This is a genomic window from Lacticaseibacillus suihuaensis (assembly GCF_054785075.1).
On the sequence record NZ_BAAGBJ010000004.1, the window covers coordinates 112,402 to 126,380 of the forward strand.

10 protein-coding genes are annotated in these 13,979 nt (G+C 64.9%); 4 read left to right on the plus strand and 6 right to left on the minus strand.

The genetic code is table 11. The features are described from left to right. Nucleotides 1-22 precede the first annotated feature (22 nt). Together ACYVRZ_RS05205 and ACYVRZ_RS05210 are read left to right on the plus strand one after the other, a co-directional pair. On the plus strand, nucleotides 23-1,093 hold the full coding sequence (locus ACYVRZ_RS05205) for an ABC transporter ATP-binding protein (RefSeq protein ID WP_461225433.1): 1,071 nt from the start codon (nucleotides 23-25) through the stop codon (nucleotides 1,091-1,093). Then, a complete protein-coding gene (locus ACYVRZ_RS05210; RefSeq protein ID WP_461225435.1) occupies nucleotides 1,065-2,027 on the plus strand; it encodes an ATP-binding cassette domain-containing protein in 963 nt (320 codons plus the stop codon). The genes ACYVRZ_RS05205 and ACYVRZ_RS05210 overlap by 29 nt, the downstream gene beginning before the upstream one ends. Nucleotides 2,028-2,270: 243 nt before the next feature. On the opposite strand, the gene ACYVRZ_RS05215 is transcribed toward ACYVRZ_RS05210, so the two are convergent. Both ACYVRZ_RS05215 and ACYVRZ_RS05220 read right to left on the minus strand, forming a co-directional pair. Beyond that, complete coding sequence (locus tag ACYVRZ_RS05215; RefSeq protein WP_461225437.1) at nucleotides 2,271-3,038, minus strand: CPBP family intramembrane glutamic endopeptidase; 768 nt, start codon at nucleotides 3,036-3,038, stop codon at nucleotides 2,271-2,273. Next, nucleotides 3,028-3,888 carry an AraC family transcriptional regulator gene (locus tag ACYVRZ_RS05220; protein ID WP_461225439.1) on the minus strand — a complete coding sequence of 287 codons (861 nt, stop codon included), beginning with the start codon at nucleotides 3,886-3,888 and terminating at the stop codon, nucleotides 3,028-3,030. Before ACYVRZ_RS05220 ends, ACYVRZ_RS05215 begins: the two co-directional genes overlap by 11 nt. Before the next feature lie 124 nt (nucleotides 3,889-4,012). Here ACYVRZ_RS05220 and ACYVRZ_RS05225 point away from each other — a divergent pair, with 124 nt between their 5' ends. Both ACYVRZ_RS05225 and ACYVRZ_RS05230 read left to right on the plus strand, forming a co-directional pair. After that, nucleotides 4,013-5,521, plus strand: a complete 1,509-nt coding sequence (locus tag ACYVRZ_RS05225; RefSeq protein ID WP_461225441.1) for a glycoside hydrolase family 1 protein — start codon at nucleotides 4,013-4,015, stop codon at nucleotides 5,519-5,521. After that, nucleotides 5,514-6,716 (plus strand): PTS transporter subunit EIIC, encoded by a 1,203-nt coding sequence (locus tag ACYVRZ_RS05230; protein ID WP_461225443.1) that lies wholly within the window; start codon nucleotides 5,514-5,516, stop codon nucleotides 6,714-6,716. Before ACYVRZ_RS05225 ends, ACYVRZ_RS05230 begins: the two co-directional genes overlap by 8 nt. A gap of 64 nt (nucleotides 6,717-6,780) precedes the next feature. On the opposite strand, the gene uidA is transcribed toward ACYVRZ_RS05230, so the two are convergent. The 4 genes from uidA to ACYVRZ_RS05250 are packed head-to-tail and all read right to left on the minus strand — an operon-like array spanning nucleotide 6,781 to nucleotide 13,906. Then, nucleotides 6,781-8,574, minus strand: coding sequence for a beta-glucuronidase (gene uidA, locus ACYVRZ_RS05235; protein WP_461225445.1), 1,794 nt, complete (start codon nucleotides 8,572-8,574; stop codon nucleotides 6,781-6,783). Beyond that, nucleotides 8,567-10,978 carry a glycoside hydrolase family 95 protein gene (locus ACYVRZ_RS05240; protein WP_461225447.1) on the minus strand — a complete coding sequence of 804 codons (2,412 nt, stop codon included), beginning with the start codon at nucleotides 10,976-10,978 and terminating at the stop codon, nucleotides 8,567-8,569. Before ACYVRZ_RS05240 ends, uidA begins: the two co-directional genes overlap by 8 nt. 22 nt (nucleotides 10,979-11,000) lie before the next feature. Next, on the minus strand, nucleotides 11,001-11,585 hold the full coding sequence (locus ACYVRZ_RS05245; RefSeq protein WP_461225448.1) for a hypothetical protein: 585 nt from the start codon (nucleotides 11,583-11,585) through the stop codon (nucleotides 11,001-11,003). Continuing rightward, complete coding sequence (locus ACYVRZ_RS05250) at nucleotides 11,582-13,906, minus strand: glycoside hydrolase family 95 protein (RefSeq protein ID WP_461225450.1); 2,325 nt, start codon at nucleotides 13,904-13,906, stop codon at nucleotides 11,582-11,584. Before ACYVRZ_RS05250 ends, ACYVRZ_RS05245 begins: the two co-directional genes overlap by 4 nt. Nucleotides 13,907-13,979: the final 73 nt, after the last annotated feature.

The window sequence follows — 13,979 nt, forward strand, 5'->3', positions numbered from 1 at the left end:
AATTTACTAGGGAGGTAATACTATGGCAGACGACGTAATTCTCAAAGTTGACGACGTGTCCGTGAACTTCAAGGTTCGCGGCAAGATTCTCAAAGCGATCCACCATGTTTCCATGGAGCTGCACGAAGGCGAAATCTTCGCCCTCGTTGGCGAGTCCGGCTCCGGCAAGTCCGTGTTCACCAAGACCTTCACCGGGATGCTGGAAGGCAACGGTGACATCGTCGGTGGCACCATCGACTACCGCGGCAAGCACCTGGAAACCCTGAAGAAGGACAAGGACTGGGAAGGCATCCGCGGCAAGCAGATCGCCACGATTTTCCAGGACCCGATGACCTCGCTGGACCCGATCAAGACGATCGGCTCCCAGATTTCCGAAGTCATCATCAAGCACCAGGGCAAGGGCAAGAAGGAAGCCAAGACCATGGCCATCGACCTGATGGACAAGGTCGGCATCCCGAACGCCAAGAACCGCTACGACGAGTACCCGTTCGAGTACTCCGGCGGCATGCGCCAGCGCATCGTCATCGCGGTCGCCCTGGCCTGCCACCCGGACATCCTAATCTGCGACGAGCCGACCACCGCGCTTGACGTGACGATTCAAGCCCAGATCCTGGAGCTGATCCGCGAGCTGCAGGCGGAATACAAGTTCACGACGATTTTCATCACCCACGACCTCGGCGTTGTCGCCTCGATCGCGGATCGCATCGCCGTGATGTACTCCGGGCGCATCATCGAAGTCGGCACCTGCGACGAAATTTTCTATGACCCGAAGCACCCGTACACATGGAGTCTCCTCTCTTCACTGCCGCAACTTGCGACCCGCGGCGGTCAACTCTACTCCATTCCGGGTACCCCACCGTCACTGTACAAAGACATCGTGGGCGACGCCTTCGCGCCGCGCGACCCATGGGCGATGGCGGTCGACTTCAAGGCCGACCCGCCGATGTTCAAGGTCTCCGACACGCACTACGCCAAGACCTGGCTCCTGGATCCCCGGGCGCCCAAGGTTGAAAAGCCGGAACTGATTCAGAACCTGCACGAGAAGCTTTTGGCAAACACGACTTATGGGAAGGGTGAGCACGTTGACGACTGAAAAAGAAGTTCTCCTATCGCTCCGTGACCTGGAGATCACCTTCGGCAAGTTCGTCGCCGTCCAGGATGTCAACTTCGACATCTACAAGGGCGAAACGTTCTCGCTTGTCGGTGAATCCGGCTCCGGTAAAACCACCATCGGCCGCGCGGTTCTGGGCATCAACCCGACCAGCAACGGCACCATCACCTTCGAGGGCCAGCAGATCAACGGCGGCCTGAAGGGCAAGGCCAAGCACGAACTGGAACGCAAGATCCAGATGATTTTCCAAGACCCAACCGCCTCCTTGAACGAACGCGCGACGGTCGATTACATCATCTCCGAGGGCCTGTACAACTACGGCCTGTTCGAGAACGAAGAAGACCGCATCAACAAGGTCCGCACCATGCTCGAGGAAGTCGGGCTGCTGCCGGAGCAGCTGTACCGCTACCCGCACGAATTCTCGGGCGGCCAGCGTCAGCGCATCGGCATCGCCCGGGCCCTGATCATGAAGCCCGACTTGGTTGTCGCCGACGAGCCGATTTCGGCCCTGGACGTCTCGATTCGTGCCCAGGTCTTGAACCTCTTGAAGAAGTTCCAGCGTGAATCCCAGCTGACCTACCTCTTCATCGCCCACGACCTCTCCGTCGTTCGCTTCATCTCCGATCGCATCGCCGTTATCCGCTCCGGCCGCATCGTGGAGCTGGCGGAGACCGAAGAGCTGTTCCGCCACCCGATCCACCCTTACACGCAGTCGCTGCTGTCGGCCGTGCCGGTGCCGGATCCGCAGATTGCCCGGCACATCAAGCCGATCGTCTACGATCCAAGCCAGCACCACTACGAAACCGACAAGCCGAAGTTCGTCGAGCTGCTGCCAGGCCACTTCGTCTACTGCAACGCGCCGGAAGAAGCAGCCTACCGCAAGCAGCTGGCCGCTGAGGGCAAGACCCAGGCGTAACCACGCCAAGTGCGTGAGTTGAAATTCCCGTTGCGCCTGTGTACCAGGCGCGACCACCGGCCGGCGGTGAGCCACCTCACCGCCGCCTAACCTTCAAACACCACGTGCGACCGAGCCCCCTCGGCCACACGCCTGGCCCCGCAGACATGCGGGGCCTTTTTGTGTGACCCAATCAAAAACGGCACAGCCGCCTCTTTGGCGGTCTCTGTGCCGTTTTAGTCGTATTACGCCAGTTGCTTCCAGTCAGTCCTCCGACAGCCCCAGTGCCGCCAGCGCCGCGGCCTTTTGGGTCCTCAAGAGCACCACCCAGGCCGCGGCGGCGACGAGCAGGTCAAGCGCCAGCATCACGCCGTACAGCGTCCCCGACTGCGGACCGCCGCCGGCCGCGTTGAAGGTGGTCGCCACGTCGACCACCGCATGCAGGCCGATGCCCCACAGCAGGCTGCCGGTTTTCAGGTATAAGGCCGCGTAGACGAAGCTGAAGGCCAACGCCGCGACCCCCTGGGCCAAGATGGCGTAGCCGGACATCCCAGTCAAAGACATCACAAGCGTCATGCAGGCCTCGACGATGCCGCCGATCAACACCGCGTACCACAGCCGGTCGCGGCGCAGCATGCTGGGCAAAAGCAACCCGCGAAACAGCCCCTCGCGCAAGGCGGCCCCGACCAGGCTGTACAAGACGGTACCGGCCGCCACCGCCGCGGTTTGCTGCACCGCCCCCCAGCGCGTGGTCGCCGCCAGGATCACCGCGACGCCCAGCGCCGGCAGGCTGACCAGCGCCGCCGTGCGGCCGGCGTGAGGCGCCAGCCGCCAGCTCACGCGCAGCGTCAGCCAGTTGAACAGGCCCAGCGCCAAAAGCGCCACCACCTCGGCCAAGGTCGCCGCCCAGATGGTCTCGCCCAGCCCGTAGCCCAAGAGGCCACCGGCGATCGTGAACACCAGATACACTAAGACGCAGACCAAGGCGGCCCAGCCGCCTTGGTGGTTCGCTACAAACTGCTTATATTTCATCGTTATTCTCCTTGGACGCGCGTTTGGCGCGGTATTGCGTGGGGGCTTGCCCGAACGCCCGGGTGAAGCTGCGGGAAAAGGCCAGCGGGTCGACGTAGCCGACCGCCTGGGCGATCTGCTGCACGGGAAAGCGCGTGCGAGCCAGCAGGTCGGCCCCTTTTTGCAACCTGAGGCCGACCAGGTACTGCTGCGGCGACACGCCGATGCCGTCCTTGAACAGCCGGTACAAGTAGCCGCGCGACAGGTTCAGGTGAGCGGCGACGTCGACCACGCTCAGCGGCCGGTCGTAGTTGGCCTCGAGGAACGCCTGGGCCTGGCGCAGGTAACGCGCCTGGCGCGGCAGCGGCGTCGCTTGCTGCGGGTGTTCCCGGGCCAGCCAGTACAGCAGGCGGTAGAGCTCGCCGGTGAGCAGCAGGTCGTGGTCGGCATCGGCCGGCGCCTGGGCCAGCGCCATCAAGGCATGCAGCTGCTTGACGAACTGCGAGTCGGGGTCGCAGTGCAGGTAATTGGCGGTGGTCAACGCGCTGCGGCCCAGGTACGAGGTAACCTTGGTGCCGCTCATTCCCAGCCAAAAATATTCCCAAGGCGTGGCGGCATCGGGCCAGTAGGCGGTCGGCACGTTGGGCGGCAGCAGGAAGCAGTCGCCCGGCCCCAGCGCGACGGTGCGGCCGTTGCAAGCGAAGCTGCCCTTGCCGCGCAGCACGTAATGAATCACCGCGTTGCCCTTGAGCATCTGCCCGTTAGACGTCGCGTTGGGCCCATGCGCCAGGCCGCAGAAGTCGAAGTTCAGATCCATCTGCGTGGCGGCGTAGGCCTTGAAAAAAAGCTCGTCCGGTCGCAGCTTGACCATCCGACTCGCCTGCCTTTCTCAGTACATTTTGCCATGTCCACAGCACATTCAACACTTCTATTCTACCCGTTATGCCGCTATGATGAAAGGGTATTCAGCAATCATACGCAGGAGGAATGACAAGATGACTGAACTTCCAAAGGGATTTCTGTGGGGCAACTCGGTGTCGAGCATGCAGACCGAAGGCGCCTGGAACGAAGACGGCAAGGGCCCGTCCGTATATGACATTCGACCATCAAGCGAGCATCAGTCCGACTGGAAGGTCGCGACCGACAGCTACCACCGCTACCGCGAGTACTTCGACTATATGAAGGACCTCGGCATGACCTGCTACCGGTTCCAGATCTCCTGGAGCCGCGTCTGCCCGGACGGCGACGGGGACTTCAACGAGGCCGGCATCGCCTTTTACGACCGCTTCATCGACGACCTGCTGGCCCGGGGCATTCAGCCGATGGTCTGCCTGTACCACTTCGACATGCCGCTGCACCTCGCCCAGGCCTACCACGGCTTCGCCGACCGCCACGTGATGGACGCCTTCGTGCGGTTCGGCAAGGAGATGATGGACCGCTTCGCGGGCAAGGTGAAGTACTGGCTGACCTTCAACGAGCAAAACCTCTACCACATGGGCGCGTTCGGGGCCGCCGGCGACCTCGACGGCGACTACAACGTGCATCAGCTGTACTTCATCGAGCACCACATCATGATGGCCCACGCAAGGCTGGCCAACTACCTTCACGCGACCTACAAGCAGGCGCAGATCGGCGGAATGCTGGCCTACATGCTCTACTACCCGGCGACTGCCAAGCCGCACGACGCCTTCGTCGCCCGGAAGCAGGATGAGTTTTTGAACCAGAACCTACTGCAGCTGTTTTCGACCGGGACCTACTCCAACGAGGTACTGGCCGAGATGCGCCAGTTCGGCATCGACGACGTCTTCCAGCCCGGCGACCTCGAGGAACTCTCCCACCTGAGAAGCGACTACATCGCCTTTAGCTACTACTACTCCAACGTCTTGAACGGCGACAAAATCACGCCGGACATGCCGGTGTATCAGTACCACGACGTCGGCACCGAGGCCAACCCCTACCTCAAGGCGACCGCCGAGTGGCACTGGCAGATCGACCCGCTCGGCTTCCGCTACTGCATCGACCAGATTTACAGCAAGACCCACCTGCCCGTCTTCCCCATCGAAAACGGCATCGGCGTGATCGAGGAATGGGACGGCCAGCACCCGATTCAAGACGACTACCGCGTGGTCTACCACCGCGCCCACATTCAGGCGATGAAAGACGCGATGCAGTACGAGGGCATCCCGATCATCGGCTACCTGGGCTGGGGCCTGATCGACATCCTCAGCTCCCAAGGCGACATGCGCAAGCGCTACGGGCTGGTCTACGTCAACCGCACCAACCACGACCTGCGCGACCTCAGCCGCAGCCCCAAGAAGAGCTACGCCTGGTTCAAGCGGGTGATCGCGACCAACGGCGCTGACCTTTCGGATCTGACTGCGGCCGAAGCAGCCGTTGGCGGCGCCGATTTATCGGATTTAACTGCTACTGAGGCGGCCGTTGGTGGCGCCGCGCAGCCGGGCGAGAACGCTGAGCCGGCGGATGGCACCGCGCGTCATGACTGACCGCAGTCTGGAGGGCCGGGTGGTCGCCTTCTCCGGCTGGCTGGACCACCACCCGCTGCCCCAGGCCTTTCGCAGCGCGACCTGGCCGCTGAACCCGATTACGCTGACGCTGAGCGTCTTGGTGCTGGCAGTCCTTGGGCTCAACGCGCTGGGGGCCGCCACCGCGCTGACCGCCCCGCTGCACCTGGGCGTCGCCAAGCTGCTAGGCCTGACCGGGCCGCTGGCCGCCGCCTTGGCCGCCAAAAGCCTGGCGGAGACCTGGCACGAGGACGCCTTGATGAGTGCCGTCGCCGCCTTCGGTCTGGCCTACCTCAACCAGCTGGCCGCCCCGGCGCAGACCGGGCTGGGCATTTTGACCGGCATCGCCGCCGGGCTGGTGTTCGGCCTGCTCAACCACGGCTCAAGCCTGGCCGCGACCCGGCTTGAGCTGCCGGCCGGCGCCGTGCCACCCAACGCGCTGGCTTTCTTGCAGGGGCTGATTGCGCCGTTGGTGACGGTGCTAGCGACCGCCGGGGTCAGCCTGCTGACCTGGCAGGTGGCCGGCACCACCTGGTGGCAGCTGGGGCTGACCTGGCTGGACCGGCCGCTTCTGTGGGTCACCACCAGCATCGGCGGCTACCTGCTCTTGTACAGCTTCGCCAACCTGGTTTACACCCGCGGCATTCACCAAGGCGTGATCTCCGGCACCTTGACGGAGCCGTTCATCACGATTGCGCTGGCGGAGAACCTCGCGGCTTGGGCCAACGGCCAGCCGTTGGCCCACACGGTGACCACCGCCTGGCAGGTCAGCTTCACCCAACTGGGCGGCAGCGGCGCCACCCTGGCGCTGGTCTTGGCCACCTTGGTCGCCCGAAAGCCGCGGTTGCGCGAGCTCGGCCAAGTCGCGCTGCCGGCTGGGATTTTTGAAATCAACGAGCCGATCATCTTCGGCTACCCGATCGTCCAAAACCGCGTGATGACCATCCCCTTCCTGTTGGTGCCGGTGGTCAACGGCCTGGTGGCCTACGCGGCGACCGCGGCCGGCTGGATCGCCCCGACGATGATCGCGCTGCCGTGGATCACCCCGCCGGTCCTCAGCGGCTTTCTGGCCACCGGCGGCGACTGGCGAGCCGCCGCCTTGCAACTGGTGCTGTTGCCAATCGGCGCCTTGCTCTACCTGCCGTTCATGCACCTGGCCGCCAAAGCCGAGAACTGATTGTATTCAAAAAGCAGCCCGGTTCCGCAATCTAGTCGCGGAGCCAGGCTGCTTTTGTGGTCGCCTAGCGCTTGTACCCGAAGTCCGGCACGGTCGCCCAGCGGTCCTTGACGTAATGCGCCGCCATCTTGGGCCGGCGGTCGCGGGTGAACAGGCCCTTCTTGTTGCCGTCGACGCGCAGGGTGCCTTGAATCGTGGCGAAATCCGCGAAATTCCAGACCTGCTCGCCGATCACGAACGGGTAGCGGTCCAGCACCGCGTTGATGTGCCGGTAGTACTCGACTTGAAACTCCTCGTCGAACATCCCCGGCACGACGTTGTGCAGCCCGGCAATCGTGTCGGCGCCGTACTCCGTCAGCATCACCGGCTTGTGCTGGGCCGCCCACCAGTCGAGCTCGACGGCCAGCGCGTCGCAGGCCGCATCCAGGTCGCCGGACAGGTTGTACCAGCCGTAATAGCGGTTCAGGCAGACCACGTCCATCGTGCGAGTGGTCAGGTCCTTTTCGTAGTCGTTGGGGTAGCTGACGCCGGTCACCGGCCGGCTCGCCGGGTCGCTGACATGTGCGAGCTCGTACAGGCGGTGAAAATAATCCCGGGCGAGCGTTGGGTGTTGATCCAGCGCCGCCTCGTTGGCCAAGGACCACATCACGACGCTCGGGTGGTTCTTATCGCGAGCGATCATGTCCTGCAGCGTCCGGGCGTGGTTGGCGTAGATGGCCGGGTCGCGGTAGGCCTGGCCGTCTTGGCTCCACCCAAGCCCCACCGCCGGCACCTCGTCGATGATCACGATGCCTTCGCGGTCGCACAGGTCGTACATCGCCTCGGCGTAGGGGTAGTGGCTGGTGCGAAAGGAGTTGGCGTTCAGCCAGCGAATCAAGTCGACGTCCAGCACGTTTTGGCAGTCGTCTTGACCGCGGCCGTGAACCGCCGCGTCCTCGTGCTTGCCAAAGCCCTTGAAGTAAAAGGGCTCGCCGTTGATCAAGAGCTTGGTGCCGCTGACTTGGACGGTGCGAACCCCAACGGCCAGCTGGTAGCGGTCGGCTTCGGCCGTCACGGTCACCTGGTACAGGTAGGGCTTGCCCGGGGCCCAGAGGTGGGCGTTGGGCAGGCGCAACACCCCGTTGGGCCCCGTCGCCTTGGCGCAGATCACGCCGGCCTGGTCTTGCACCGTCACGCTGACCGCAGTCGCGCCACTGGTGGTGACCGAGTAGCGCAAAAGCCCGGTGGTACCGTCAAGCGCCGGCGTCACGGCGACGTCTTGAATGTAGGTCTTGGGCGTGGTGTACAGGCAGACCGGCCGGTGAATCCCGGCGAAGTTGAAAAAGTCGAAGTTCGGCCGGTTGAACGGGGCTCGCCGTGCCTCGGCGACGTCGATGCTCGGCACCCCGGACGGCTGGTAGGCCGCCTGAGCCTCCGCCGGGCTGGTGCCCACCGGCAGCGTCGTGAAGTCGATGCGGTTGTCCACCGCCACGGTCAACAGCGCCCCTTCCGGCAGCGGCAGCCGCGCGGTGAGCTCGAACTCGAAGGGCAAGAACCCGCCGCGGTGCTCCCCGAGCAGCTCGCCGTTCAAGAAGACCTGTGCCCGGTGCGTGACGCCGCCGAAGCGCAGCCACACCCGCTGGTCGCCCAACGCGCTAGGCACCGTCAGGCGGGTCTGATAAACCGCCCAGCCGTAGTGATCGCGGTAGGCCGCCTGCGCTTTTTGGCTGTTGTACGAACCCGGCACCGCCATCGGCGTCGGGTCCGGCAGCGGGTGGCGAACCCAGGCCGAATCGAAGGTCTCACCGGCCAGCTGAAAGTCCCAGACGGAAGGCAGGCTCAGCACCGTTCGCGCCTTGTTGGCCTCTGGCTTAAGCATCGGCCACCTCCTGCAGCGTCTTGGTCGCTGCATCATACGCCAGCGTCTTGTGCTCGCCGGGCGCAAGCGTCACCTCAAGCGTCGCGCCTTGGTAAACCACGGTGCGGGTGACGTCGCGCGTGGCCACCAACGTCGCTTGGGTCAGCTCGCCGTTGCGCCACACCAGCGCGTAGTCGATGCCGGCAGGCGAACGCAGGCCGTGGCAATCGCCGTCTCGCCAGCTGGGCAACAGCACCGGCAGCAGCTCGTCGACGCCGCGGTGGCCCTGCAAAAGCATCTCGGCCAGCCCGGCGGCCCAGCCCATCACCGCGTCGATCTGCAGCGTCTCTGCGGTGAAGAAGTTGGCGCCAAGCCCGGCATGCAGCGAGGCCTCGTTGAGGTAGCAGGCCGTGAGGTCCTTGAACCGCGCGTTCAGACACAGGTTCCAAGCACTCGGCCACTGGCCGGTCGCCGCGCCGTTACGCTGGCGGCGGTCCAGCGCCGCCTTGGCCGCGGCCATCAGCTTGGGGTCGGCGGTCAAGACGTTGCCGGGGTAGGCCCCGACCAGGTGGGATACATGCCCCATCCCCGGGGTACATTCGGCGAAGTCTTGCTCCCACTCCTGCAGCTGGCCGTAGCGCCCAATCTGAAAGGCCGGCAGATGCGCCGCAACGGTCGCGACCGCAGGCAGCTCGGCTTGACCCAAAACGCGGCAGGCCGCCTGGTAGTCGGCAATCAGCTCGCGAATCAAGCTGAGGTCCATGGTCGAAATTTTGGACACCGCGGCCAGCGCCGGGTGGTCCGGCGAGAAGCGGCTGGTCTGGCGGATCTGCTCGAGGTCTTCGGCGTTGTCACGCACCGTGTGGCCCGGCAGCACGAACTTGTTTTCCGGCGACAGGGACGGCGCCGTGACGTAGGCGCCAAGCGCGTCGTCCCACACCACGAAGTCGCAGACGAACTGCATCGCCCCGGTCAAGACCGGCATCATTTTGGCCAAAAAGGCGCGGTCTTGGCTGTAGGTGTAGTGCGTCCAGATGTGCTGGGTCAGCCACAGCCCGGCGGTCGGCCACCACGCCCAAGAGGCGTCCTCGCCGGCGACGTCGGCCATCCGCCACAGGTCCGTGTTGTGCCAGACCATCCAGCCATCGGAGTCGATCAAATGCAAAGCCGCCCGGTGGCCGGTCACGGCCAACTCCTGCAGCATCGCCATCAAGGGCTCGTGACACTCGGCGAGGTTGAGGTTTTCGGCGATCCAATAGCACATCTGCACGTTGATGTTGGTGGTGTAATTGGACGCCCACATCGGACACGGGTTGGCGTTCCAGATGCCCTGCAGGTTCATCGCCTGGCTGCCCGGCCGCGAGCTTGCAATCATCAGGTAACGCGCGTATTGCATCACCAAGGCGGAGAGGCTCGGGTCGTCCATGGTGGCGAAGGCGGCCAGGCGCTTGCTGGTCGGCCAGATGTCGGTGCTGGGCCCGGCCACCCGCAGGCCGAAGCGGTCGGCCAGCTGGCGGTAATCGGCGACGTGCCGGGCGGTCAAAGCCGCCCAGTCGTGGGTGGCGGCTTGGGCCACCACCGCCTGGGCGGCCTCGACCAGCGGCTGCACGGCCAAGTCGCGCGGTTGTTGGAAGCCGGCGTAATTGGTGGTCGCGCTGACCAGCACCTCGACGTAGGTGGCGCCGTGAACATAGGTGCGAACCGCGTCTTGCGTCAGGGTGCCGTCGGTGTCAGCCACCGTGGCCACCGCGCAGAAGCGCAGCGCGTGACTGTCGGCCTCGTAGACCATGCGCGGCGAGTACTGCGGCCAGTACGACTCGACTTGATCCGGGGCCCGGCCGGTGACCGCCACAGTACCCACACTCAGGTGGCGGCCTTCGTGGCGCAGCGGCGAGTCAAGCGCCACCGACAGGTCGAACGGCGCCGGGCTCTGGTAGCGAATCCCGACCACGTTGTCGGGGTGGGAGACCCAGTAGGTGCGGGTGAACGGCTGGCCGGCCTGCTCGAAGCTGACCGTGGCGACCGCGGAGTCGAGGTCCAGCTCGCGGCGGTAGTCGGTGACCGGCCGTTCGCCGGCCAGCCGGCGCTTTTGCTCGGCGTCGCGCCAATTGCTAGTGTTGCCCAGCGTCAGGTGGACATGGGCCAGCGGCAGGTAGGCCGCACTCCAACACCCCACCATGTGGTCGTTGATCAGGTCGTTGGCCGCGCGGAACTGGCCGGCCAAAGTCAGCCGCCGCGCCTCTTCAAAATGGGCCCGGGTCTCGGGGTTGAACGTGTCGTGTTCTTCTCCGGACCACAGCGTGTCGTGGTTGATCAACACGTCGTCATGCACCGGGTCGCCGTATACCGTGGCGCCAAGCGACCCGTTGCCCAGCAGATGCGCGTCTTCAAAGCGCGTCGCCGGGGTTTGTTCCATTAGCTTCATGATTGCCTCCTTGGCGTGTGCGTCACAGCGCCGCGGCGATGGCCGCGGCCACCGCCTGCCCGACCACCCGGTTGCCGGCAGCGGTCAGGTGCAGGTGGTCGGCCCCCTTGTAAAAATGAGGGCCGGCAAGCGCCACCTGGTACAGGTCGTCGATGGCCACCCCTCGCGCGGCCATCACCGTCTTGGCCGCCCGATTGTAGGCGACCACCCACTCGTTGTCGTAGTGAATCTCGGCGCCGGTGCCGGTGTTGTCAACCGCCGCCCCGCTGCGTTCGATCGGCAGGCTGGTGGCGAACAGCAGCGTGTGGCAATGCGCCAACAGTAGCTCGGCCAGCCGGTCCAGCTGGTAGCCGTACTCGGGCAGCGGTCGCAGCGGGGTCTCAAGCGGCGGCTCGATGTTCATGTCCCAGTAGCCGTTGTTCCAGTGGATCACGTCAAAATCCCCGTCCCCAGCCAGCAGCTGGTTGGCCTGATACAGCGTGTAGGTGGTGTCGCGGCCGTTGTCGACCGGGGCCACGACGTCGGCCTTGCCGGCCAGCTCGTCCTTGACCACGTCTTGGTAGCCCATGCGAATCGAATCGCCGAGCAAAAGCACCCGCGGCGTCATTGCGGCGCCTCCCCGGTGGCTGCGGCGTCGCTCTTGGCAGCGGCCCCGGTGGTGCTTGGGGCAGCGGCCGCGCCGGCGGCGTTCACAGCGGTGCCAGCGGTGTCGGCCGCGTTCCCGGTGGTCCCAGCCGCGCCAGCGGCGATTGCGGCGCCACCGTCGGCCGTGATCGGCGCCTCGTGAATCTGGTAGTCGACCAGCTGGTGGTTGGCCCAAGTGATGTCGATGGTGCGGCCACCGGTCAGGCGCAGCCCGGACACGTGGCCGTTGGCCCAGGCCGCCGGCAGCGCCGGGAGGATTTTCAGCCCGTCTTCGCGGTCTTGCACCAGCATATTGGCGATGCCGGCGGTGCCGCCGAAGTTGCCGTCAATCTGAAACGGTGGGCAAGAGTCCCACAGGTTGTTCAACGTCGACCCCTGAAGCAGCCGCTGCACGAAGGCGCCGGCTCGGTCGCCGTCGCCCAGCACCGCGAACAGGCTGATTAGCCAGGCACAGCTCCAGCCGATCTGGTCCTTGACCTCCAAGTTGGCCAGGCGGTGTTCGATCAGCTTGCGGCAGGCCTCCTGCAGGTCCGGGCGCTTGCTGAACAGGTCGCCTGGGAACAGGCCCCACACCGGCGTCATGTGCCGGTGGCCGGGTTCCCGCTCCGGGAAGGCGCGGTTCCACTCCAGCAGGCGGCCGTCTTCGCCGACCTCAACGTCCGGGTAATGCGCGAGCTTGGCGGCAAACTCGGCGATCAGCGGGTCGTCGATCGCCAAGATCTCGCAGGTGCGGCTGAAGTCGCGGAAGGTGCTGCGAACCAGCTCGCGGTCCAGCGCGACGCTTTCGGTCATGCCGGCGAAGTTGCCGCGCGGCGTGATGAACTGGTTTTCAGGCGAGCTCGACGGGCAAGTGGTGTAGGTGCCGTCGCCGCGGTCGACCAGCCAGTCGTTCAGGAAAAGCATCGCCTCACGCAAAATCGGGTAGACCGTCTCCTTCAGGTAGGCCTGGTCCTTGGTGTAGCGGTACTCTTGGAACAGCTCGCTGGCCAGCCACGCGCCGCCCATCGGCCACATCGACCACCACACGGCGATGCCGCTGGCTGTTTGGTCGCCGAAGTTGATGCCGACCGGGTTGGTGCTGCCCCAGGCATCGACGTTGTGATGAACGACAAAACCCTTGGCGTGGTAGTTGATCGCCGCGGTTTTTTGCCCTGCCGTCACGACTTTGCGCATCAGGCGCAGGTACGGCGGGAAGGCCTCCTCGAGGTTGGCGACATGGGCCAGCCAGTAGTTCATCTGCAAGTTGATGTTGACCGTCCAGTTGCTGCTCCAAGGGGCCCGCAGCTGCCAGTTCCAGATGCCCTGAAGCGTCGGCGGCAAGGCGCTGTCTTCTCTGGCCGAGGCGATCAGCAGGTAGCGCCCGTACTGGAAATACAGGCTGACCAACCCGAGGTCGGTCGCACCGTCACGCACCCGCGCCAGCCGCACGTCGGTCGGCGCGGTTTCGTCGGCGGTGGCGTCAAGGCTCAGCTCAACGCGGCCGAACAGCCGCTGGTAATCGGCGATGTGTTGGGCCTTCAAGGCGGCGTAATCGCCGTCAAGCACGGGCTCGCGAACGCAAGACACCGCGATCACCGTGTCGTGGCTGTCGTGGACGTCCAAGGTGCCATGATAGGCGTTGACCCGGCCATCGGTGGCGAGAATCTTCACCGCACCGGTGAAGCGAATGCCGCGGGTGCCTTGGATCACGGCCTGTGGGGCCTCCCAGTGGTACTCGGGATCCACGTGTTCCGGGCACTGGCCGCTCAAGCTCAGCGTATCCCCTGCCGCCTCCACGGTCACGGCCAGCTCGGATTCGAACTTGAGCTGGAAGGACTGCGGCCCCTGCAGGCGAATGATCAGCGCCTGGGCCGGATGGCTGACGAAGGCCTCGCGGTGCAGGTGGGCCCCGCCCATGTCGTAATCGACGCTGGCCACCGCGGTCGCAAGGTCCAGGCTGCGGTGGTAGTTGGTCACGATGCTTTGGTTGAGCCCGTCGATGATCAGGTTGCCCAGCGGCAGGTAGGACTCGTTGTTTTCGCCCAGCAGCGACTGGGCGATCACGGCCTCGGCCTTTTCGTACTGCTGGTCAAAAATCAGCTGCCGCACCTCTTGCAGGTGAGCGAAGGCCTGCGGGTTGTTCTTGTCACGCGGGTAGCCGGACCATAGCGTCTCCTCGTTGAGGCCGATCACTTCGCGGCCGACCGTCCCCCAGACCATCGCGCCGAGGCTCCCGTTGCCCAGCGGCAGGCTTTCCTCCCACTGCAGCGCCGGGTGATTGTAATGCAGCAATAAGTTGGTCATGTTCATTCCTCCAATGTCTCTTGGCCCAACGCCCGAACGCCCGGGGTTGCCCCCAGGCGTTGTGCGACGCTTG

What these genes read in the sequence shown, in the direction of transcription:
- uidA (WP_461225445.1), bottom strand. Translation starts at nt 8,574, where the DNA reads ATGCTTAAGCCAGAGGCCAACAAGGCGCGAACGGTGCTGAGCCTGCCT.
- ACYVRZ_RS05240 (WP_461225447.1), bottom strand. Translation starts at nt 10,978, where the DNA reads ATGAAGCTAATGGAACAAACCCCGGCGACGCGCTTTGAAGACGCGCAT.
- ACYVRZ_RS05230 (WP_461225443.1), top strand. Translation starts at nt 5,514, where the DNA reads ATGACTGACCGCAGTCTGGAGGGCCGGGTGGTCGCCTTCTCCGGCTGG.
- ACYVRZ_RS05210 (WP_461225435.1), top strand. Translation starts at nt 1,065, where the DNA reads ATGGGAAGGGTGAGCACGTTGACGACTGAAAAAGAAGTTCTCCTATCG.
- ACYVRZ_RS05220 (WP_461225439.1), bottom strand. Translation starts at nt 3,888, where the DNA reads ATGGTCAAGCTGCGACCGGACGAGCTTTTTTTCAAGGCCTACGCCGCC.
- ACYVRZ_RS05250 (WP_461225450.1), bottom strand. Translation starts at nt 13,906, where the DNA reads ATGACCAACTTATTGCTGCATTACAATCACCCGGCGCTGCAGTGGGAG.
- ACYVRZ_RS05245 (WP_461225448.1), bottom strand. Translation starts at nt 11,585, where the DNA reads ATGACGCCGCGGGTGCTTTTGCTCGGCGATTCGATTCGCATGGGCTAC.
- ACYVRZ_RS05215 (WP_461225437.1), bottom strand. Translation starts at nt 3,038, where the DNA reads ATGAAATATAAGCAGTTTGTAGCGAACCACCAAGGCGGCTGGGCCGCC.
- ACYVRZ_RS05205 (WP_461225433.1), top strand. Translation starts at nt 23, where the DNA reads ATGGCAGACGACGTAATTCTCAAAGTTGACGACGTGTCCGTGAACTTC.
- ACYVRZ_RS05225 (WP_461225441.1), top strand. Translation starts at nt 4,013, where the DNA reads ATGACTGAACTTCCAAAGGGATTTCTGTGGGGCAACTCGGTGTCGAGC.